The 20,581-nt window shown below is 67.7% G+C and carries 21 protein-coding genes; 13 read left to right on the top strand and 8 right to left on the bottom strand.

Annotated elements, in window-relative coordinates:
- Positions 1 to 44: 44 nt before the first annotated feature.
- The 8 genes from FCI23_RS35685 to FCI23_RS35650 all read left to right on the top strand — a co-directional run bounded on the left by FCI23_RS35685 (position 45) and on the right by FCI23_RS35650 (position 6,261).
- Positions 45 to 950, top strand: a complete 906-nt coding sequence (locus FCI23_RS35685) for a helix-turn-helix domain-containing protein (protein WP_136728324.1) — start codon at positions 45 to 47, stop codon at positions 948 to 950.
- Positions 951 to 1,146: 196 nt separating this feature from the next.
- Positions 1,147 to 1,440 (top strand): hypothetical protein, encoded by a 294-nt coding sequence (locus tag FCI23_RS35680; RefSeq protein WP_246144381.1) that lies wholly within the window; start codon positions 1,147 to 1,149, stop codon positions 1,438 to 1,440.
- Entirely contained in the window at positions 1,437 to 2,738 is a 1,302-nt protein-coding gene (locus FCI23_RS35675) for a hypothetical protein (RefSeq protein WP_136728322.1), read from the top strand. Before FCI23_RS35680 ends, FCI23_RS35675 begins: the two co-directional genes overlap by 4 nt.
- Positions 2,728 to 3,486, top strand: a complete 759-nt coding sequence (locus FCI23_RS35670) for a hypothetical protein (RefSeq protein ID WP_136728321.1) — start codon at positions 2,728 to 2,730, stop codon at positions 3,484 to 3,486. The genes FCI23_RS35675 and FCI23_RS35670 overlap by 11 nt, the downstream gene beginning before the upstream one ends.
- Positions 3,487 to 3,491: 5 nt before the next feature.
- Complete coding sequence (locus FCI23_RS35665; RefSeq protein ID WP_136728320.1) at positions 3,492 to 3,737, top strand: hypothetical protein; 246 nt, start codon at positions 3,492 to 3,494, stop codon at positions 3,735 to 3,737.
- Positions 3,738 to 4,253: 516 nt separating this feature from the next.
- Positions 4,254 to 4,568, top strand: a complete 315-nt coding sequence (locus FCI23_RS35660) for a hypothetical protein (RefSeq protein ID WP_136728319.1) — start codon at positions 4,254 to 4,256, stop codon at positions 4,566 to 4,568.
- Positions 4,565 to 5,578 carry a WXG100 family type VII secretion target gene (locus FCI23_RS35655; protein ID WP_136728318.1) on the top strand — a complete coding sequence of 338 codons (1,014 nt, stop codon included), beginning with the start codon at positions 4,565 to 4,567 and terminating at the stop codon, positions 5,576 to 5,578. Before FCI23_RS35660 ends, FCI23_RS35655 begins: the two co-directional genes overlap by 4 nt.
- 236 nt (positions 5,579 to 5,814) lie before the next feature.
- On the top strand, positions 5,815 to 6,261 hold the full coding sequence (locus tag FCI23_RS35650; RefSeq protein WP_136728317.1) for a hypothetical protein: 447 nt from the start codon (positions 5,815 to 5,817) through the stop codon (positions 6,259 to 6,261).
- 157 nt (positions 6,262 to 6,418) lie between these two features.
- Here the strand turns inward: FCI23_RS35650 and FCI23_RS35645 are convergent, their stop codons facing one another.
- Positions 6,419 to 6,868, bottom strand: coding sequence for an ATP-binding protein (locus tag FCI23_RS35645; protein ID WP_136728316.1), 450 nt, complete (start codon positions 6,866 to 6,868; stop codon positions 6,419 to 6,421).
- A 233-nt stretch (positions 6,869 to 7,101) separates the two neighbouring features.
- Here FCI23_RS35645 and FCI23_RS35640 point away from each other — a divergent pair, with 233 nt between their 5' ends.
- Positions 7,102 to 7,986 (top strand): helix-turn-helix domain-containing protein, encoded by an 885-nt coding sequence (locus FCI23_RS35640; protein ID WP_136728315.1) that lies wholly within the window; start codon positions 7,102 to 7,104, stop codon positions 7,984 to 7,986.
- A gap of 10 nt (positions 7,987 to 7,996) precedes the next feature.
- On the top strand, positions 7,997 to 8,197 hold the full coding sequence (locus FCI23_RS35635; RefSeq protein WP_136728314.1) for a DUF397 domain-containing protein: 201 nt from the start codon (positions 7,997 to 7,999) through the stop codon (positions 8,195 to 8,197).
- A gap of 78 nt (positions 8,198 to 8,275) precedes the next feature.
- Here FCI23_RS35635 and FCI23_RS35630 read toward each other — a convergent pair whose 3' ends face one another.
- From FCI23_RS35630 to eccB, 7 genes are all read right to left on the bottom strand, one after another.
- Entirely contained in the window at positions 8,276 to 9,616 is a 1,341-nt protein-coding gene (locus FCI23_RS35630) for a S8 family serine peptidase (protein ID WP_246144378.1), read from the bottom strand.
- Between the two features lie 86 nt (positions 9,617 to 9,702).
- Entirely contained in the window at positions 9,703 to 11,043 is a 1,341-nt protein-coding gene (locus tag FCI23_RS35625) for a hypothetical protein (protein WP_136728313.1), read from the bottom strand.
- Between the two features lie 52 nt (positions 11,044 to 11,095).
- Entirely contained in the window at positions 11,096 to 11,413 is a 318-nt protein-coding gene (locus FCI23_RS35620) for a hypothetical protein (RefSeq protein ID WP_136728312.1), read from the bottom strand.
- Positions 11,410 to 12,618: a type VII secretion-associated serine protease mycosin gene (gene mycP / locus FCI23_RS35615; protein ID WP_246144377.1), complete on the bottom strand. Its 1,209-nt coding sequence runs from the start codon at positions 12,616 to 12,618 to the stop codon at positions 11,410 to 11,412. Before mycP ends, FCI23_RS35620 begins: the two co-directional genes overlap by 4 nt.
- 210 nt (positions 12,619 to 12,828) lie before the next feature.
- The gene (locus FCI23_RS35610) at positions 12,829 to 13,119 is read right to left on the bottom strand and encodes a WXG100 family type VII secretion target (RefSeq protein WP_136728310.1); all 291 of its coding nucleotides are present in this window, start codon (positions 13,117 to 13,119) and stop codon (positions 12,829 to 12,831) included.
- A 64-nt stretch (positions 13,120 to 13,183) separates the two neighbouring features.
- Positions 13,184 to 13,504 (bottom strand): WXG100 family type VII secretion target, encoded by a 321-nt coding sequence (locus FCI23_RS35605; RefSeq protein WP_136728309.1) that lies wholly within the window; start codon positions 13,502 to 13,504, stop codon positions 13,184 to 13,186.
- Between the two features lie 182 nt (positions 13,505 to 13,686).
- Positions 13,687 to 15,222, bottom strand: a complete 1,536-nt coding sequence (gene eccB / locus FCI23_RS35600) for a type VII secretion protein EccB (RefSeq protein ID WP_136728308.1) — start codon at positions 15,220 to 15,222, stop codon at positions 13,687 to 13,689.
- A gap of 215 nt (positions 15,223 to 15,437) precedes the next feature.
- On the opposite strand from eccB, the gene eccE reads away from it, so the two are divergent.
- The 3 genes from eccE to FCI23_RS35585 all read left to right on the top strand — a co-directional run bounded on the left by eccE (position 15,438) and on the right by FCI23_RS35585 (position 20,580).
- Positions 15,438 to 16,754, top strand: coding sequence for a type VII secretion protein EccE (eccE, locus tag FCI23_RS35595; RefSeq protein ID WP_136728307.1), 1,317 nt, complete (start codon positions 15,438 to 15,440; stop codon positions 16,752 to 16,754).
- Positions 16,754 to 17,587, top strand: coding sequence for a hypothetical protein (locus FCI23_RS35590; protein ID WP_211265585.1), 834 nt, complete (start codon positions 16,754 to 16,756; stop codon positions 17,585 to 17,587). Before eccE ends, FCI23_RS35590 begins: the two co-directional genes overlap by 1 nt.
- Before the next feature lie 341 nt (positions 17,588 to 17,928).
- Positions 17,929 to 20,580: an SCO5717 family growth-regulating ATPase gene (locus FCI23_RS35585; protein ID WP_407646071.1), complete on the top strand. Its 2,652-nt coding sequence runs from the start codon at positions 17,929 to 17,931 to the stop codon at positions 20,578 to 20,580.
- Position 20,581 lies beyond the last annotated feature (1 nt).

Here is a 20,581-nt window from a genome sequence, read left to right as displayed (position 1 = left end):
GCTCCTCTTGAGTCTCCAGCCGCTGTCAGGTCCACACTGCGGACATGAACGACGACGGCCCCGAACCGCTCACCATCGGCCGGCTCGCCCGCCGTACCGGCATGCCGGTGCGCACCATCCGGTACTGGTCCGACATCGGCGCCCTGCCCCCGGCCGGCCGCAGCAGCGGCGGCTACCGGCTCTACGACGCCGAGTCCGTCGCCCGGCTTGAGCTCATCCGCACGCTGCGGGAACTGGGGCTCGGCCTGGAGGACGTACGCCGGGTGCTGGAGCGGGAGACCACCGTCGCGGCCGTCGCCGCCGTCCAGGTGAAGGCCCTGGACGTACAGATCCATACGCTGCGGCTGCGCCGCGCGGTGCTCAGCACCGTGGCGAAGCGGCAGTCCGACACCGAGGAGATGACCCTCTTGAACAAGCTCGCACGGCTGTCCGCCGAGGAACGCCGCCAGATCATCGAGGAATTCACCAGCGAGGTCTTCGGCGGAGTGGACGCCGACCCGGAGATCAAGGAGCGGATGCGTCACACCGCCGTCGAGCTGCCCGACGATCCCACCCCCGAGCAGGTGGACGCCTGGGTGGAGCTCGCCGAGCTGGTTGGTGACCCGGGGTTCCGGCAGCGTATGCGCGGCATGGCCGAGTTCAACGCCGCCCAGGGACGGGAGCCCGGCGGGTACCAGTGGTTCGCCAAGAAGGTCACCTGGCTGGTCGGCGGGGCGCGCGAGCGCGGTGTCGCCCCGGACTCCCCCGAGGCCGCCGACGTACTCGGCCGGCTGCTCGGCGGAACCGACTCCCACCGCCACGCCGAGATCCTCCAGCGCCTGGAAACGGGCGCGGACAGCGACGCCGAGCGCTACCGCCAGCTGCTGGCCGTCGTCAACGGGCAGCCGCCCCAGCCCTCCCACACCCCGGATTACGTGTGGCTCATCACCGCTCTGCGCGCCCACGGCTGAGCCGGGGCTGGGGTTTCGTGCGTCGCCTTCTCCTCGCCCTCCCAAAACCTTCACAGGATGAGCGCAAGGTCGGCTACGGGCCGACGCAAACGCGCCGCACACCTCACGGCATCCCGGCCGGACGCACCGATAAGATTTCCCCGAAAAACAGACGGGACGATCGGTTCGGGAGGACCGTATGGGGGATCAATTCTCCGTGGACACCGGTGAGCTGGGGAATTTTCTCCGTACCCTGGAGGAAGCCCATTCGTCGCTGGACGAAGTACGCAAGAAGATGCAGGACGTGACGCCCGACGGCATCGGCACCAAAGACCTCGACTCCGCCTGTAACGACTTCCAGGAGCACTGGAAGTACGGCTCTGAACAGTTAGCCGAACAAACCGGCAAATTCGCCGATGCCGTCGGGCAGAGCAAGTCCAATTACGAAGAAATCGAAATCGCCCTCGAAGGAGCGTTCAAGCGGGCCGCCGCAAAGGGCGTTGCCAAGTGACCCAGCCCTACCCCAATCTCGGCTTCAACCCCACACCCGGCACCCTCGACGCCGTCACCGGTATGCAGACCAAACTCGCGTCCTCCGCCGAAACCCTCGAACAGGCCTACCGCATGGTGGAGCGGCTCCGGGCCGGCGTCTCCTGGGAGGGCGACGCCGCCGTCGCCTTCCGCGAGCAGCTCGACGGCTCACTCAGCAACAACCTCAAGAACGCCCACGCCTCCCTCCTCAAGGCCGCCACCACCCTCGGCGGCTGGCAGCAGGACCTCTCCGGCTTCCAGGACCGCGCCAAAACCCTCGAAGGCGACGCCAAAGCCGCCCACGACAAGCTCACCACGGCCCGGGACCGCGAGAGGGCCGCACAGGCCGACCCCGACCTCAAACTCGCCGGGCAGAAGTTCGCCACCGACAGCGAGCTGCAGAGCGCCCAGTCCCGCCTCGACAGGGCCGCCGAAGCGCTCAGCAGCGCCAACCGTGCCGTCACCAACGCCCAGAGCGATCTCAACGGCATCATCAAACGCGCCCACGACTTGGCAGAGGAACACTCCGCCACCGCCCGCGGCAAAGCCCGTACCCTCCGCGACGCCACCGACAAACTCGCCCCGGAAGAGCCCGGTTGGTTCAGCGAGGCGACGGACTGGCTCAGCGACAATCTCACCGACGTCGTGGGTGCCATCGCCGCTGTGGCCGGACTCCTCGCCCTGATCCTCAGCGGACCGGTCGGCATCGCCCTCTTCCTCCTCGTCGCCGCCGCGGCGAGCGCCGCCACGCTGGCCACGCGGATCGCCGATCCCGTGTTCCGCGCGTCGATCGCGGACGGCTTCACCAAGGGCGAGTTCGACGCCGACTTCTGGAGCAACGCCGTCGGCGCGGCGGGCGACGCGCTCGGTGTTGTCCCCGGCGCCGGCGCGGTGGCGCGCGGAGTCAACGGCGCCGTACGGTCCGCAGGCGCGGCGACCGAAGCCCTCACCCTGGGCGAGCGGATGGCGAGCGCCGACAGCAAGACCTTGCTGGCCGCCAACCGCATCGCGAAGTCCGACAACCCGGTCACCCTGATGCTGGTCAAGGGCGCTGCCGACCCCGCGGGAGCGGCCGAGGTCATCGACTTCGGCGTCTCCGGCGCGGGAACTCTCACCAGCATGTACGGGGTAGCCCAGGACGCCTTCCCGGTCCTCCAGAACGATGGCGTCAACAAGACCTGCACCGCCATGGACGCCGCCCGCGCAGGCACCTTCGACGGTGCGGGCAATGGCAGTACCGCCCTGAAGACACTGAAGGTGCTGATCAATGCTCGCTGAATCAACTTCCGAGAACCGGCACTCCGAGGACGGCCCCGCGAGCGGCGTCGGACACGAGTACGGGGACGGGTACCAGTTCGCCGTCGACGACTCGGCGACGCGGCCCGGCTGCGACCTCTGGTTCGCCCTGCCGCCCGGTTTCGTGGACATCCCCTACACCGCGCTCCTCGCCGAGCCGGACACCGACCAGGCCCACCAACTGCTCGACGCGGTGCACACGCTGCTGGAGCTGGTGCCGCGGGACAAGCACGAAGCGTTCCTCGCCGGCCTGGCGGAAGCCCAGGTCATGAGCGAGCTGCTGCGCCGGCAGGGCACCGTCCACTGCTCCATGGGCCTTCACGAGGGCGACGACGAGGCGCTGCTGCACTCCGTCCTCACCATCATGTGGCTGCACACTCCCTGGACCCCGCCCAAACTCGGCGCGGCCAAGGCCGCACTCGCCCTCGAAAGCGCCGACACGCTGGAACTGGCCGATCTGCCCTGCGGACCGGCCGCCATCACCGAGAGCCTGGTGGAGGCGGAAGGACAGCAGCTCTTCCGGCTGACGGGGTACGTTCCACACCCGGACGGACGCCGGATCGCGGTTCTCACCCTCAGCACCACCGCTGTGTCGGCGGCCGGGCACTACCGGGACATCCTCAGCGGCCTGGTCCGTATGGTCAGCTTCGACAACCCGCTCCCCCAGCAGCTCCGCGACCGGATCCCCGAGTCCGAGGTCGCAGCCTCGGTCCGGGCCGTCTTCGGCTAATCCGCATGCGGGCGACCGGCTGCAAAACGGCATGGGACCACCCGGCGGGCCCGGGGGACGAGGCGCGGTTCGCCGGTGATCGTCACTTCATCGGCGTCGTCGCGGTGCCGGGACCGCGACGACGCCGGCGCTCCGCTCAACCCGAAGCCGTCGGCCACGCGTTGTCCACCCGCAACCGCGAAGTCGGCAACGACGCCCTCGACCGTGCCGGCGCGGTAGGCGCTCTTACCGGCAAGGACCACGATCAGTAAAGGACGATGACAGATGGCCGACCGCGGGAAAGCCTGACGGACATCACGAAGGCGAGGCTGAACACCCCGCTACGGTGACGGCGATCGCGGCGGCGACGGCGGCGGGCGGGCCGGAGGCGGCTGCCGCTACGCCGGCGGCCAGGGCGAGGAGGCCGGCGGAGAGCTGGAGACGGCTGTTGCGCCGTTGGCGGGACCATGCTTGCCGGGTCTCGGGGTGGTCCAGGGCCCACCTGGATCTTCGAGCGGCCCGCGCACCAGTGGACGTAGATCTCGATGATGTCGACCACGGTGAAGGTTCTCCTTGCCATCCGGTGCGTCCGTCGACCTCTCGGCCCGTAGGCCGAGGGACGGCTACGACGGCAAGCCCCCACATCACCACGGAAGGCACCGCCCCCAGAGGGAGCGAACCGGGACGATTCCCTTACATCCCCGAGGGGAACTGCTGGCAGTATTATTTGTGTCCGTTGGTACGGTGATGCACCAGGGCCGCGCTCTGTAATCTGAAAGGCAACCGCCATGGGGGAAGCAGGCTTTCGGGTGCACCCGGACGCGCTCACCAGATACGCCACCGTGATCGACGCCCAGCGGGAAGAGATTTCGTACGTCCGGTCCAAGCTCGCCGCTGTCACAGTGCCGTCAGATGCGTTCGGCCATCTGCCGGACGCGCAACTCCTGTACCAGGCGTATCACGAGCACGCCGAGGCCGAGCAGCAGAATCTCTCCGACCTGCTGGAGGCGTTGAAGGCCACAGTTCATGGCCTCACGATCTCAGCAGAGGCCTACAGAGACCACGAGCACCAGCTCGAATCCGGATTCGGAGGCGGCCGATGAGCTCCGGATCGAAAGGCCCCGTCGAGCAAGCCGCCGACGCGTACAAGTGGGCGCGCAACTTCGTTGCGCAGCCCCTGATCCCGTTGCCGCAGCTCAATAATCCGGTGTCGGACGGGCTCGACGCGGGCCTGGACCACATCGTCAAGGCCGCCCTCGACTCCACCGGCATGATGGATGAGCTGGAAAAGGTGACGGGGAAGCTCGACGTACTCACCCACGCCGCCCAGGAGTGGCAGGCCCGGGCCCAGACCATGCAGGGCGTGGCGAAAGCCCTGCGCGGCGGCGCGGTCGGGCTGTCCGACCAGTGGGAAGGTAGTGCCTCCAATGCCTTCGGGGCCCACATGGGCGAGGTCGTCACAGCAATCGACTGCACAGCGGCCGACATGTTCGCTACCGCGAAACTCATCAACCAGGCGGCCGAGGAATGCAAGATGGCCGAGGAGACGGTTATCGAGATCATCCGCGAGGCGATCGAAATGATGATCGTCTCGCTCGCCGCGATGGTGGCGGTCGACATCATCACGCTGGGTCTCGCGACCCTCGCCGACGCTCTGGTGGCGGACGCCGAGATCGCGGTGTTCATCGCGCGGGTGGCCCGGGTCTCCGACGAACTGGCCGCTAAACTTGAGGAGTTGATGAGGATTGTCAAGGAGATCCGGACGGCCAGCGAGTCTACCGAAGAGACATTCGGGACCGCGTTGAAGGCCACCAACGACGTCCGAAAGCTCGGCGGCATGGTGGGCAGGAACAAGGCCCTGTTCGCTCTGGTCAAGAAACCGTCGCTGGAGAGCCTCGGGCACGTCGCGGCCACTCAGGGCGTCAGACACTACAACGAGATCATTAAGGGCGGCGTCGAGCTGGTCACCGGTGCCGACGACCCGGTCGGCGCGACCAAGGACGGGCTCACCGGCGACACCAACATCGATGCCACGGCCCGGCAGATCGACGGCAACCCGGGCGACGCTCCATACCCGGTACCGAGGGGCACGGCAAGGGAGGTCTTCGGGTGACAGACGGACCATTCAGCGGGCTGCCTCCCGCTTTCGCACCGCCCAGCCCCAATGGGAAACCGTCGTACATAGACGTGGTGGCCCCTTGGGTTCACCCACAAGAGCGGCTCCACGCAGTACTGCGCGTGCGGTTGTGCGGCATGATTCGCCATCGGGTGCCGCGCAGGCGCCGGCCGGTCAAACCAGCGCGTTCGAAGCCAATGGGGCCGCTGCACAAAGCTGTGGCCACGATCGTCATGCCGTTGTCCGTACTCCTCAATCTCGGCGGAGCCGCAGCGGAATTCCTGAGCGCGACTCTCTACGCCTTCTTCCGGGCCCTCGTCATCCCCTTGCGCGGACGCCCCCTCAAGGGCGGATGGTCCAGCCAGGCCGGCCAATTCGTGATCTCGGTACGCACTGGCCCCTCGTACACCACCGGCTACGACAACGAGCGCACCCTGATGGCCTTCACCGACCGGCGGGTCCTCCTGGTCCACGACGGCGCACGCGGCGCCGAGTCCCTCGGTGAGTTCGGGCGCGAGCAGCTGCACCAGGCCGAAATCCGACACTGGACGTTCTCCAACCGCGTGGACCTGTACTTCGCCGACGGCTCGCTGGCCGCTGTGGAAGTCACCACACCCCAGGCTGAAGCCCTACAGGCCCTCAGCCGCGGCGAACTCCCCGCCCCGTGGCCGGGCGCCTGAAGCGGTTACCCGCCTTCTGCCGCCGGTACGAAGTGTGCCGGCCCGTTTCGGCACCGGCGCTTGTGGTGAGCCGTACATAAACGCGACCCACCAGCGGGGCGCCTGGACGGGCGCCCCCAGGCCGCCACCGGGCGGGTTGCGAGGGACACCACCGCGTTCATCGCATGGGGCCCTCCGCCGCCAACCCGATCACGACGGACTTGCCCCTTGCCGCCCGGGGCAACACCGTCCACACGTCGGCGAGAGCATCAATGAGCAGGAGACCGCGTCCGCCGCAGCCCCCGGGCCAGGACGAAGCCGGAGTGAGGATGACGTCCTCACCCGCGTCGGAGACGGCGAGCCACAGATAGTTGTCAGCACGCCACAAGGTCGCCTCGATCACATACTCGCGAGCGGGCAGCGCCCCGTGCAGGATCGCATTGGTGACGAGTTCGGACGCCAAGAGAGCCAGGTCGTCAGTACGGTCGGCAGCTCGGAAGGTGCGACTTGCGGAGGTGCAGATGTCACCACGAGCCCGGCTCACGGACTCGGGCTGGGCCGGATAGACCCAGCGGACTGGAACGGCAGGAACGGGATCGGGCGGCCGGACAGTGGGTTGCTGGCGCATCTTGTAGCAGGGGGGCTCCGAGTCCCTCATCTCGGCCTCTCGGCCAAAGCTAACTTGGCGTGACCGTAGGGAACTTCAGGTATTTCGGACGTCACTGAAGGTAGTCACACGCATGCGATAGTTACAACCGTGAGATCGGGATTACGCTCATGTGGGTGACGCCAGCGGCACACGCGCGGATGGCGGGCTGACCGCGCGACAGACTGATTGCGTCATGAAGGAGGGATGACCGCATGGCAGCAAGGATCAGCCCCAGCGAGCGCCACCGCCGACTCGGGGCAGAGCTCCGGAAGCTGCGCACCAAGGCCGGGATGTCAGGCGATGAGGCCAGCGCCCTGCTGGACGCCGACCGCACCCGGATCAGCCATATCGAGGCCGGCAGGATGAACGTGCCTCGCAACGGGCTGTACAGGCTGCTTCGTTCTTACGGTTGCCCCGACGGTCCGCTCTTCGACGGGCTCATGGCCATGGCCCACGGCCGCGGCAAGGGATGGTGGGACGAATACGCCGACGTGATGGAACGCCGGGCCCTGGACCTGGCTGAGACGGAGGCGCGAGCCACCAATATCCGCATCCACGAGCCGCTCTTCATCCCTGGGATGCTTCAGACCGAACCTTATGCTCGGGCCCTACTCCTGGGCATCGAGCGCGACGTCGAACACATCGAGCGGTACGTGCAGTTCCGTATGGCCCGGCAACACGTCCTCGCAGGCGAGGCCCCCATGCCTTACCACGCGGTCGTCCACGAGTCGGCGCTGCGCGTACGGATCGGCACCGAGAAAGTCATGCGGGAGCAACTGCTCCGGCTGCTTGAAGTGGCCCGGCTGCCCAACGTCACTTTGCAGGTCTTCCCCTTTGAGATGGGCGGCTATTCCGGCTTCAGCCGACCTTTCGCACTCTTCGGTGGCCCCACTCCAGAACTGGACACCCTGCACCTGTCGCACGCGCAAGACTCGATGTTCACTGGAGATGGAGACCGCATCAGTGAGTACGCCAGAATGTTTGACCGGCTGCAGTCCTTGGCGTTCGCCCCCGCCAACCCAACGGTCGCACCCGAGAGACAAGTAAACAGGGATTCGCTGAGCCTGATCCAGCACATCCTCCACGACCTGCAATAAGGAGAGTTCCATGTCACAACCAGCATGGCGCAAGTCTTCGTTCAGCAGCGGAGCCCAGGAGGAATGTGTCGAGGTAGCCCCTGGCCCCGACGGGCTGATCCTGTTCCGCGAGAGCGACCGCCCCGGCGAGATCGTCACCACGACGATCCCGAGGTGGGCGGCACTCATCTACAGCATCAAGGCTGGACGCTTCGACACACTCATAGTGTGAACAGCCTATGGCTGCCAGGGTGACAAGCGACGCCACTTGGCCGAGCATCACCTACAAAATGCTTCCGGTCGATCCCTCTTATTGCTGATTGGGCCACTGGCCGGGAGCTTGGGTGGGCTGCTGGTATGGGTTCGACTGGGGCTGCGCGTATGGGTTGTGCTGCTGAGGAGGCTGTTGACCGTACGGCGGATAGCCAGGGGTGGGTCCGAAACCGCCCGGGGCCCCGGGGCCGCCGCCATTGTTCCTGTCGCCCTTGTTACGGCGGGAGATCTTGACGATCATGAAGATGATGAGGCCCAGGACGACCAGGGCACCGAGGCCGAGGGCTGCCACGATGAGTGTGTGCTTGCTGCTGCTTTCGCTGGACGCGGAGTCCTGACCCGAGGTCGTGCCGTCGGGCGTGGCTGAGACCGACGGGGTCTTCAGCGACGCGGGGACGGAGAGGGGGCCATATTTTGACCCCGCTGGGATGTCCTTGGTCAATGCGGCGAGGGGTTGGATGAAGCCGTAGCCATAGTGCTCATCAGGGAGTGAAAGACCCTTCTCCCCCGCAGGAAGGCCTGCCGTCTTGGTTAGACGACTGACGATCTGACCAGCAGTGAGATGGGGAAACTTTGAGCGAAGTAGGGCTGCAGCAGCAGATACAAATGCAGTAGCATCAGATGTGCCCGTCCCGGAACGGTACGAGGAATTTGTCTTACCGCCCGCAGAGACAATATACGTAGCCGGAGCCGTCACCAAAACCGACGGGCCGTAGTTCGAACTTTCCCAAATAAGACCAGAGTTTTTCACGCCGCCGACGGCTAGCACCCCGGGATAGCTGGCCGGGTAGAGCGGACGATTCGGTCCTGTCCCGTCGTTGCCAGTTCCTGCCACAACTAGAACGTCATGCCCTAGTGCATATGCAATTGCCTCATCCTGATCAGGACTTTCATGAGGGCCCGCCATCGAGATATTGATCACAGATGCACCGTGATCCACAGCATATCGGATCGGTGCCCCTGCGTCACCCCCACCGGTACCATCGTCTCGAATAGGAAGAATCTTCGCTTCCGGAGCCAGGCCCATGACGCCATCTTGACCACCAGAGCCATGGCCATGGCCAGCAATGATCGATGCCATTTGAGTTCCATGACTGTCTCCGGATGCTGGTGCAGTGGAGCCGCCGTCAATGAAATCTTTACCTGTCAGGACACTTCCCTTCAGGTCGATATGCTGAGCATTCACTCCATCGTCGATGACGGCCACGGTGACGCCCTTACCCTTGGAAATCTTCCAAATGGCTGCGGCATCAAACGCCTCGAGTGGCCATTGATCCTTCCTGGTCTGGTCGGCCGAAGCAACGGGGGCCGAGGCAAGAACCAGAACGCCAGCCAATACCACACCACCTGCCACGTGTAGCGTTCGCATGAAGCCCATCCGCGTGTCCTCTCTCAGGCCTTGCGGGAACGCGGCCAAGCGGCCGCGCACCAGCGTTGTTCTACATTCCCTCATGCGCCGACTGGCTATTCGATTACACGAGGAGCTACGTTACGCTCCGGCGTCCAGGTCTCCTCGTCCTCGACGAGGTAGTCGGGCCGGTCGTGCTCACGCCGCTCTTCTTCTTCGGACCGCTCGGACGAGCCACGACCCATGGCCCCCCTACCGGCCTTGCCTGCTTTGCCGACGTCTGTGGCACCGCGGCTCTTGTGGAGGCCTGAACCGCCCTGTGTCCCCTTGCCTGTTCCAGTTTCCCCCTTGGCCGCGCCCACGACGCCACCACGCTGGCGGGCGAGGCCGCCACCCCTGACTCCGGCGCCGCCGGCTGCGCCCCCGCCACCGAGGCTTCCAAGCACACCCGGAAGACCGCCGGGCACGCTGCCACCAGTGCCACCGCCGACCGAGCGTACCGAGCCCACTCCACTCCCTACGCCCGTGGTGCCTCCGCCAACTCCAGAACCACCCGAGATACCGTCGATCCCGGTTCCTACCTGTGGTTTAGTGCCTGCGACCGGCTTCTGTACCCCACCGGTGATCCCCGTTTCACGCGGTGAAGCCGGCGCCTCACGGGGCGACGTCACAGACTTGTTCGTGGTGACTGTCCTCGGAGTGCCACCGCTTCCGCTGTAGCGACTAGAAGTTGTACTCCGCGGACTGGATACGGACGGTGACGTAGGAATGACGACGGGGACAGGGGCAGCTCCTCCTGGCTCACCTGGATAGTCATCGCTCTTGTTGATAGTTGTTTGCTTCCACGACCCCATGCTCTTCGTCTGCGAGTTGTACGCCGCCCCCAACTGCTCCATCTTGACGGCCATCTCAAGCTGGGCTTCCTTGCCCTTGGAGAGCTTGTCACGGTTGCTATCCAGGGCCTGCTGGGTGCTCACGCCCTTGGCAAGGTCGGCCTTGAGGCCTGAGTCATCGCGGCCGTCATCGGTGACGTAGTCCCAGGCACTCGATAGGGCGCTGGGCTTCTCCATAGAGTCGACTTGGGGCTTGATGGTCTCGAGCGCGCCAGCTGCGTTCTCCATCGCGACGGAGGTGTAGTGGGCGTACTGGGCACCGTCGGAGATCTGCTTGCTGATCTGCTTGGCCTTGGCCGCGAAGCTGTCGGCGGCCTTGCCCTCCCAGTGCTGCATGATGTGATCTACCGCGGCGTCGAATACGGACTTGACGCCGTCCGCCCCGACCAACTGGTCGTGCACGATCTGCCAGCCTCTGGAGGCCGAGCGCACGTCCTTGACCGATGCGTTAGCAAGCATGGCCTTCATCTCGTCCATGTCTTTGCTGCCCGCGAAGTCCGTGGTGTGTTCCCCGACGTAACACTGTGTCGGGGCCTGGTATTGGTACTCGACACCGTCACTCATGAATCACAGCCCCCTTGTTGGCCCATGCGGCGTTCGTCACTGTGTGCATCAGTCAGTTCCCGCCGGACATACCGGACTGGGCGTTGTACTCGGAGTCCGAGTACGCGCCGTGAGCGGTCTTCGTCTTCTTACCGAACTCGTCCATGACGCTGTGGAGGTGCTGGACGACCTCCTCAATGTGCTGCTTCATATCCGTGTGGGCGTTAGTGAGCGCATGGGCCTCATCGAATGCGCTGCCCAGGGCACCCGGCGGCAGGTACGTGTCGTCTCTGGCGCAGGCGTTGGCCTTGCCGAGGTCACGGATCACACCGTTGAGCTTGGTGATGGTGCCTTCGAGTTCGCTGAGATCGACCTTGTACTGATCACTCATGATGTGACCTCCCCGTTTTTCCTTCCAACATCGATGCCTTGCTTGCGACGCCAGTCGCCCATCACAACGCCGCCGCCGATCAGGAGGGCGACCAGGCCGCCGGCGCCGGCTACGGCGTACACGGCGTAGCGCTGGTTGCGCTCATCTTCGGATTCACCCAAAAGGACGGTCGCGGCCTGCACCTTGGTGTTGCCGTTGGCTTGGGCGACCGGGTCGGGGGTGGGGGCGGCTTGGGGGGTTGTGGTGTCGTCGTTTACGGCGGCTACGGGGTCAACGACGCCCCAGCCGAGGTAGTTGTCGCGGGTGCGGATGGTGCGGTCGGCGGTTTGCTCGATTTGGGTGATGACTTGGCGGTAGGACCACTTGGGGTGCCTGGCGCGGATGAGGGCGGCGACGCCGGAGACGTAGGGGGCGGAGAAGGAGGTGCCTTGGTCGACGCAGTGGCCGCCGCCGGGGACGGTGGAGACCATGTCGACGCCGGGGGCGGCGACGCCGACGAAGGGGCCCGGCTGGGAGAAGGAGGCGGGGGCGTTGTTGCGGTCGGAGGCGGCTACGGCGAGGACGCCGTCGTAGGAGGCGGGGTAGGTGAGTTTGACCTTGTCGGAGGCGCCGCCGTTGCCAGCGGAGGCGACGATGAGGACGTCTTGGCGTTCCGCGTACTTGACCGCCTGCTCGAGGCTGGAGTTGGCGGGCATGGCCTGGGAGGTGTCTTGGGAGATGTTGATGACCTTGGCGCCGGAGTCGACGGCGTACTTGATGGCCTTGACCATGGTGGCGACGGTGCCGCCGCCTTGGTTGTCGTTCTGGCGGATGGGGAGAATGGTGGCGCCGGGGGCGAGGCCGACGAAGCCGGTGCCGGGCAGGGGGCGGGCGGCGATGATGCCGGCGACTTTGGTGCCGTGGCCGACGGGGTCGGTGGTGCCGTCGCCGCCGGGGGTGATGTAGTCGGTGCCGCCGGGGGTGCCCTGGGAGCTGTCCTTGCGGCTGACGGCCTGGGACAGCTGGACGTTCTTGTCGTCGACGCCGGTGTCAATGACTGCGACGAGGACTCCGAGGCCCGTGGTGTTCTGCCAGAGCTGTTTGAAGAGGATGCGCTGGAGGGACCAGGGGGTGCCCTTGATGACATCGGAGGCGAAGGAGCACTGGGTGTTGGCGATCTGGAACCGGGCGGTGCCATCGCCGTTGCCGGCCAGGACGGTCCGCACAGTCGGTACGGAAAGTGCGGCTGCTTGATCGGATGGGGCAATGCCTGTCGCGGCGACGGCCGTCACTACGGCTGCGATGGCGGCGGAGCGCCTCGATCCCGGTCCCACGGTTGTTCTTCTTCCTCCCGTTGTGTGCGGTTGGTTTCACAACCGCCGGTGAGGGCGAGCACACCGGTGCTCACCCTCACAACCCCCTGATTGGGCTGGTCGTCAGCCCCAGATCTGCTGGTTCTTCGACTCGGTCGCCTGGTAGTTCTGGGCGGCGGTGTCGAGGGCCTTGGCGATCTGCTCGAGCGTCTGGTGCAGTGAGGCGGCGCGCTGGTCCCACTCGGACTGCTTGGCCTGGTAGGCCTCCTGTGCGGAGCCTTCCCAGGTGGTGGCGATCTTCTTGACGCCGGCCTCGAGGTCGTCCAGCTGGCGCTTGATGTTTCCGGCCGTCTGACGAACGTCAGTCGAGGCCTGGGAGATGGTCTGGAAATTGACCAGGATCTGCCCGGACATACGGTGTCTCCTCAGATGTCGGTGGCGGATGAAACCAGCCGCGCGGCGATGCGCGCGGAATCGATCATCCGAAGGGGGAACTGGACGCGACGTTGTTGATCGACGCCCGCTGCTCCTCTTCCGAGGCTGAGTAGTTCTTGGTGCTCGCGTCGACGGCTTCCTTGATGTCATTCAGGACCTGGTTGAGCTTGGTGGCGTCCTGATTGACCTGGGACTGCAGGTTGTTGTACGCAGTAGCCGCCGAGCCCTTCCAGCCGGAGGTGATCGTGTCGATCACCGACTGGAGGCGACGGATCTCGCCCTGGATCGAGGTGTTGACCGTGGAGATGCGGGTGCTGAATGCAACCATCTCCTCCTCGGTCATGGTGAACTGCTGTCCAGCCATGTGAGCGCGTCCCCCATGAGACGTAGAAGATGTAACACCAGTCGTCCGCGGCACTGCCCCGGTCGCCCGGTCGACATCCCGTGTCGATGTCTGTCCTAACTTTAGCCATATCCCGTGACATCGCGAACAGTTACTCCGATACGTATCGGGATCCTGACCTCCATCACCAAACCCTCACGGCTCTAGAAACCTTGGGTCTGCCCGGCGCTCTTGACGTCCAACGCGGGGCCGAGCGCGAGCAGGTCCGACCAGACCTTGGGCACCGGTACGGGGGTGTTCTTCTCGTAGCCGAGCTTGGCCTGGGCGGCGTTGGTCTGGTCCTGCCCGTTGGCGGCCGCCGTGGAGCCGGAAGTCTGGTTGGTGTGCGGGTTGTACGAGACCGAGTAGCGCAGGCCGGTGTCGGTCACCAGGTAGACCGAGCCGCCGCCGGACTCGGTGCCGGTGACCTGCTGGTAGAAGAGGCCGCTGCCGGGCGATACGTAGGTCCTCGTGCCGCTCTGGACCACGTCCTTGGGGTAGTCCGTGCCGGCCCAGGTGGTCATCACGGGCTCCTTGGTCGTGGGGTCCGTGGTGCCGTGGTAAACGCTGCAGGACACCTTGCGGGCACCGGTGTCCTGTTTGTTGGCCTGGATCACGGAGTTCTGGGGCCAGATCCTGCCCATCTGGGTCATGGTGTTGTCGTCCTGCGGGTTGATGTCGCTGAGTGCGACCGGCACCGCGGCGGGGGCGCCGGTGTACAGGCTCCTGGTCTGGGCGCTGCCGAGCAGCATCTGGGCGGTGAAGTCGGTGATGGGGGCCACCTTGTCCTTGAGCACGACGTACTGCTTGTACGTGGTGCCGGCCCCGGCCTTCAGGACCAGGCCGACCTTCGCGTATTTCGGGGCGAGGCTGGCGGCCGTGGAGGTCCCGCCCACTCCGTCGATCTGGGGGAAGGTCACTGTGCCCCCCTGATTCAGGGTGGCCAGCCAGTCGTCGGTGACCGTCTGGGGCTTGGCGTCCGGGCCGAAGACCACGCTGCTGAGCAGGTTGTGCTGCTGCTCCGACTGCTGCTGCTCGCCCAGCAGGTAGGCGGTGCCGTCGGCGGACACCAGATACTGGGCCTTGCTGGTCGCGCTCTGGACGTAGAGCGCTTCCTTGTCGGTGAGCCGGTTCGGCCCCTCGACCTTCACCTGGTCGTGCTTGTTGAGGACGAACACGGCCTTCTGCGGCGCCTGGTCGGTGCCGGCGCCCGCGGTCTCGCACAGGGCCCAGTACTTGGGCGTCTTGGCGTCACTCTGGCTGGGCATCCGGTCGGGGGCGTAGGGGATGCCTATGGTGGCGCCCTGCTGGATGCCGCTGTTGTCGAGCACGGACTCCTTGACCTTGATGACGCCGTATTTCTTGGGGTCGAGCAGGAGCCGGGCGGAGGCGAGATTGAGGACCGGGTGGAGCATCTTGGTCTTGCCGGACATGAGGACGACGTAGCGGGTGGTGGACTCGTCGCCGACGATGACCTTCGCGTTGGCCTCGTCCCAGCCCTTGGGGGCGGTCGGCTTGAGCACGCCCCACGCACTGAATCCGACCACGATCATCACAGCCACGACGAGACTTGGCCCGACGGTCTTCAGCGGGCGCGGGGCCGCTTCTTCGGAACCGTGCGGGGACGGCTGGAGGAACGCGGCCACTGTTCGCTTGCGCGCGAAAGAGTAGGCGTTCAGCTCATCCCTACGTGTCGCCATTGCTGCGTCAACTCCCCGTGTGTCGCCTTGTTGTTCCGTGCCGCGCTCCGCGTCGCTCGCCGTGCCGCGACGGGCCCCGGACCGCTCTGCGCCGGTGGCGGCGGGGGCCGGTGGGCCCCCTACTATGCCGTGTGACGATCGGACCGTACGGTACGGGGTAGCGGGAGGCCGCTGCCAACCGCAACCGGCGATAACAGAGGGGTTGTACGGGGGAAATGTCCAGTGCGACGAGGTCCCGGCGCCGCAGCAGCCAGGACGACCAGCCACCACAGCACCAGGGACAGCAGTACGCGGCGCCGTCGAGGGCTGCTGCCGCGCCGACGCTGTTGAGGAGGCCCGGGAACATCGGGCCGGTACGGGTCCATCAGCTTGTCCTCATAGAGCTGGCGTTGGCGCTGCTGTTCGTGGGCTGGCTGATTCATCCCATAGGGCTGGCGGTGGCGGCCGTCATAGCCGTGCCCTTGGTGCTGTCCGGGCTGCTGCGGCGGCGGGGCCGTCCGATGCCCGAGTGGATGGCGTCGGCGCGGGCGCTGCGCGCGCGGCAGAAACGGAACGCGGTACAGGTGCCGCCGGGCACGGAGCCGGGGTTCGTACCGGCGGTGGAGTGCGATCCGGCGCTGCGGACGTACGCGTTCACGGGCCGGGGGCAGCGCGAGATCGGGATGGTCGGGGACGGGACGTTCCTGACGGCGGTGGTGCAGGTGCAGGCGGTGGACGAGCCGCTGCGGCCGGCCCGCGGCGCGCGGCCGTTGCCGCTGGATGTGCTGCACGGACTGCTGGAGGTGGACGACATCCGGCTGGCGTCGGTGCAGGTGGTACAGCACACGCAGCCGGCACCCGCGCCGCATCTGCCGGAGCAGGCGGTGGCGGCCCGGTCGTACGCGCCGTTGCAGGCGCAAACGCGGACGCCGGGGCTGCGGCTGACGTGGGTGGCGTTGAAGTTCGACCCGGAACTGGCGCCGGAGGCCGTGAAGGCACGCGGTGGCGGGATGACGGGTGCGCGGAAGTCGCTGTTGAGGGTGGCCGACCAGCTGGCGAGCAGGCTGGTCGGAGTCGGGCTTCAGGCACGGGTGCTGTCGGAGTCGGAGATCGTCCAGGCCGTGGCGACGTCGAGTTGCGTGAACCCGCTGGCGACGACGGGCGGCGCTGCGCTGGACGGCAGCCGGTCGGCGCGGCGTACGTCGGAGACGGCCCGGGCGTGGCGGTGCGACGACCGGTGGCACACCACGTACTGGATCGGGCGCTGGCCGCAGATGGGCACCGGTGCGGCGCCGCTGCCCGACCTCGTCGGGTTGCTGACGTCCTCGCCGGCGCTGGCCAGTACCTTCTCGGTGACGATGGCGCCGGGTGGCCGGAATACGCCGGTGATGTCCGGGTACGTACGGCTGACCGGCCGCAGTGAGAACGAACTGGTCCAGGCGCGGCAGCAGTTGGAGCGGCAGTCGGCGGCGGCCAAGGTCACTCTCGTACGGCTGGACCGCGAGCAGGTGCCGGGAATCCTCGCGACGCTGCCCCTGGGAGGTACCCGCTGATGTCTTCTCCGACTGTTCCCGCTTTTACGGGTGGTTCCGCGGGCGCCGGAAGGCGGCGTCCCGGCGGCCGTCCCGGCCATCTGCCGCACCTGCCCGACGAGCGGGGCGGCGCCGAGCCGGGCCAGCGGCGGGGGTTGCGGGCGGCGTTCGGGCTGCTAGGGCCGCGCCGGGACCGGCACACGATGGGGGTGGACCAGCTGGCGGGGTTGTCGCTGCCGGTGGGTGATGACGGAGTCGTCATCGGGATCGACGCCGGTAATCAGCCCGCTGTGCTGGGGTTGAGCAGGCCGGCCCGGCTGGATGTGCTGCTGGTCGGCAGCATGTGGCTGGCGCAGGTGCTCGCACTTCGTACGGTGGCGACCGGTGCCCGGGTGGCGGTGGAGACCGCGCGGCCGCAGGCGTGGACGCCGATGGCGCAGGCGGCCGGTGGCGGGCAGCAGTGTGTGACGGTGCACGAGGTGGGGCGGATAGCTCCGCAGGGGCCGTCGGTGGCAAGCCCGGTACTGATCGTGCGTGACTGTGGTGCCCGGCCGCCGCGCAGCCGGGTCGCGGCGGCGTCGTGGCAGTCGATGCTGACGGTGCTTCCGTATCTTGGGCCGACGGCGCCGAGGCTGCTGAGCAGCGCGGATGTCGTGGGGTTGCAGCGGGTGTCGCCGCAGGAGGCTGAGGCCATCGGCCAGATAATGAGGCTGTCGCCCTCGGATGTGGCGGCACTGCCGACTCTCAGCGACAACGTGACACTGTGGTGTACTCGGAGGCACCGGCAGTTCGTCATGACCCAGCCGACGGAGGCGGAGTCCGGTCTGCTGGGGCCTGCGCGGCGCGTCGACTAGGCGTGTCCGGCTGGCGGGCGGGGTTTCCCGGTCGTGGCCACTGGCCTGCCGTGGATGGTGGGTGAGGGGGCGGGGCTCGGGCGGGGGATGCGTTCATGACCATCCCCCAGGTCTAGGTTGCTCGCCTTCGCGGCGGGTGACGCCCCGTCCGCTGTGACGGCGGGAGGCCCGGCGCGGGCGGGCGGTACCGGTTGTCTCCAGGCGGGTCTTGTCTGGTTTCGTTGGGTAGGAGTGCTTGTTGTACTCGCGGGGGGAAAGATTAGGCTCTTCTGATGAGCCGTGGCCGCCCCGCCGCGTCATGATGCCGGCGCAGCGGCTGCGCTGGGCACGGGGAATCGCGTATGCCTGCGGAGCTACGGAGGCGGCGCACACATCGGTTTGGACCAGGAGGCAGCACAGTGAGCAGCGATCAGGACGACATCCGCGCCGGCGGCGCCGCCCCGGACGGGGATCAGTCCGACGCCGAACTCACGGGCGAGTTCCAGATCGACTACTCGCCGCCGTCCTGGTACACGGACCAGGCGGCCAGCAGTGGCGCGGCCTCTGCTTCTGCCGCTTCTGACGCTTCTTCTACGCCCGCTACGGCGCCGGGTCCGCCGCCGCCCGTCGGTCCGCCGGTGCCGGTTCCGGTTCAGACGGCGCGTCCGGCTCCCGAGTTGGGCACGGCACCTTCCTGGACTCCGGCGGCTCCAGTGGTCGCACCTCCCACGCCGGGGATTGCGGCTCCGGCGGCTCCGGCCTCACCCGTACCGCCCGCGCCGCCGGTTCAGGCCGCCGAACCCCCGGCCGCTGCTCCCGGGTTCCCCCCGCTGCGGCCCCCGGTTGCCGCGCCCGCTTCCGCCCCGGTGCCCGCTGCGCGGGATGGCGAGGCGCCGGCTGCCTTCGGCGATGTGACTGAGCCGTCGGCGCGGTCAGCTCCGGAAGAGCCCGAGGCGCAGCCGCACCCGGAACCGGTCGGTTCCGGTACTGAACCGGTGTCCGGGCCGGCCGTTGAACCGGCCATTGCCGAGTCGGCCGGCCGGCAGTGGACGCCGCCGGCCCCGCAGGGCCAGGTGCCGCCGCTGCCACCGGAGTTCCACGCCGCCGCCCCGCAGCCCGGCGCCCCGGACCAGCCCGCCCTGCCACCGCCCCCCGGGTACGGGTACCCGCCCCCTACCCAGGGCGCCCCGTGGGGCGAGCAGCCCCCGCCGGGATACGGCTACCCCGCGCCTCCCGCGCAGCCGCTGCCCCCACAGACCCCCGCCCCCAACCAGCCCGCACCGCCACCGGGGTACGGGTACCCGCCCCCCGCCCAGGGCGCCCCGTGGGGCGAGCAGGCCCCGCCGCCACCGCCCGATTACGGCTACCCCGCGCCCCCCGCGCAGCCGCTGCCCCCACAGACCCCCGCCCCCAACCAGCCCGCACCGCCACCGCCCGGCTACGGCTATCCGCCCCCCGCCCAGGGCGCCCAGGCACCCGGCCAGCCGTACCCGGGATACCCGGGCCAGCCGTACCAAGGCCAGCCCTCGTACCCCGGCCGGCCCGGCCCGGGCGCGCCGATGCCTCCGCCGACCGCTGACAACCCGGCGTACGGCTACCCGCAGCAGAGCGCCCCGGCCTCGCACCCGGGCGGCCCGCCCGCAGCGGCGCCGGAAGGTTACGGGTACCCGCAGCCCGGCGATGGGTCCGCGCCGCCCCCTACCGCGCCCGCCCAGCCCACAGCGCAGCCACCGGCCCAGCCCGTCGACCCCCGCAGTGACGGCCGTGGTTGGTCGACCGGGGCGGCCAGTACGGGGCAGCCGCAGCAGCAGCGCGCGGTGCCCGGCGCGCCCCTCGGCTACAACGCGGCCGTGGAGCTGTCCTCCGACCGTCTGCTGCGCCAGCAGCCGAAGGCCCGTAGGAACAATGCCCAGCCCTCCCGCTTCAAGATCGGCGCCAAGAAGGAGGAGCAGGAGCGCCAGCAGAAGCTGCAGCTGATCCGCACCCCGGTGATGTCCTGCTACCGGATCGCGGTGATCAGTCTCAAGGGCGGCGTCGGCAAGACGACCACAACGACCGCTCTCGGCGCGACGCTCGCCTCCGAGCGCCAGGACAAGATCCTCGCGATCGACGCCAATCCGGACGCAGGCACGCTCGGCCGCCGGGTCCGCCGTGAGACCGGGGCGACCATCCGTGATCTCGTTCAGGCACTGCCGCGTCTGCACAGCTACATGGACATCCGCCGCTTCACCTCGCAGGCCCCGTCCGGTCTGGAGATCATCGCCAACGACGTGGACCCGGCCGTCTCGACGACGTTCAACGACCAGGACTACCGCCAGGTGATCGACCTGCTCGGCCGCCAGTACCCGATCATCCTCACCGACTCGGGTACCGGCCTCCTCTACAGCGCCATGCGCGGCGTTCTTGACCTCGCCGACCAGCTGATCGTGGTCTCGACCCCGTCCGTGGACGGTGCGAGCAGCGCCAGCACCACCCTCGACTGGCTTAGCGCGCATGGCTACGCCGATCTCGTGCAGCGCAGCATCACTGTCATTTCGGGTGTCCGCGAGACCGGCAAGATGATCAAGGTGGAGGACATCGTCAGCCACTTCCAGACCCGCTGCCGCGGCGTGGTCGTCGTTCCCTTCGACGAGCACCTCGCCGCCGGCGCCGAGGTTGACCTGAGCATGATGCGGCCCAAGACCCGCGAGGCGTATTTCAACCTCTCCGCCCTCGTGGCCGAGGACTTCGTCCGCGCCCAGCAGGTGCAGGGCGTCTGGCCCGGCGACGCCGGCGGCTACCCGCCCCAGCCCCAGCCCCAGCCGCAGCCGTACGGCCAGCCGAACCCATACCCGCAGCAGCAGCCGCAACAACAGCCGTACGGCCAGCCGCCCCAGCAGCAGGGTCCGCCCCAGGGCTGGACCCAGCAGGCCCCGCCCCCGCCCCTCCCGCAGCAGCAGCCGCAGCCCGAGCAGCCCGAGCAGCCGCCCCTTCATCCCGGCCAGATCCCGCCCGGCTGGACGCAGCAGCAGTAAC

This window comes from Actinacidiphila oryziradicis (assembly GCF_005047355.1).
Taxonomy (GTDB): domain Bacteria; phylum Actinomycetota; class Actinomycetes; order Streptomycetales; family Streptomycetaceae; genus Actinacidiphila; species Actinacidiphila oryziradicis.
The sequence above is the reverse complement of the archived record's forward strand: the minus strand, read 5'-3'. Positions and strand labels throughout refer to the sequence as shown.